The organism is Paenibacillus timonensis (assembly GCF_022427145.1).
GTDB classification, from domain to species: Bacteria; Bacillota; Bacilli; order Paenibacillales; family Paenibacillaceae; genus Fontibacillus; species Fontibacillus timonensis.
On sequence record NZ_JAKSXN010000156.1, the window covers coordinates 1 to 571 of the forward strand.

General features: G+C 56.9%; 1 rRNA gene. It reads left to right on the top strand.

Annotation, left to right across the window (positions count from 1 at the left end):
- Positions 1-571 (top strand): 23S ribosomal RNA (locus MJ257_RS24640); the annotation flags it as partial.

Here is a 571-nt window from a genome sequence, read left to right on the forward strand (position 1 = left end):
GGGGACAGTGTCAGGTGGGCAGTTTGACTGGGGCGGTCGCCTCCTAAAGAGTAACGGAGGCGCCCCAAGGTTCCCTCAGAATGGTTGGAAATCATTCGAAGAGTGCAAAGGCAAAAGGGAGCTTGACTGCGAGACTGACAAGTCGAGCAGGGACGAAAGTCGGGCTTAGTGATCCGGTGGTACCGCATGGAAGGGCCATCGCTCAACGGATAAAAGCTACCCTGGGGATAACAGGCTTATCTCCCCCAAGAGTCCACATCGACGGGGAGGTTTGGCACCTCGATGTCGGCTCATCGCATCCTGGGGCTGAAGTAGGTCCCAAGGGTTGGGCTGTTCGCCCATTAAAGCGGTACGCGAGCTGGGTTCAGAACGTCGTGAGACAGTTCGGTCCCTATCTGTCGTGGGCGTAGGAAATTTGAGAGGAGCTGTCCTTAGTACGAGAGGACCGGGATGGACGCACCGCTGGTGCACCAGTTGTTCCGCCAGGAGCACAGCTGGGTAGCTAAGTGCGGACGGGATAAGCGCTGAAAGCATCTAAGCGTGAAGCCCCCCTCAAGATGAGATTTCCCAA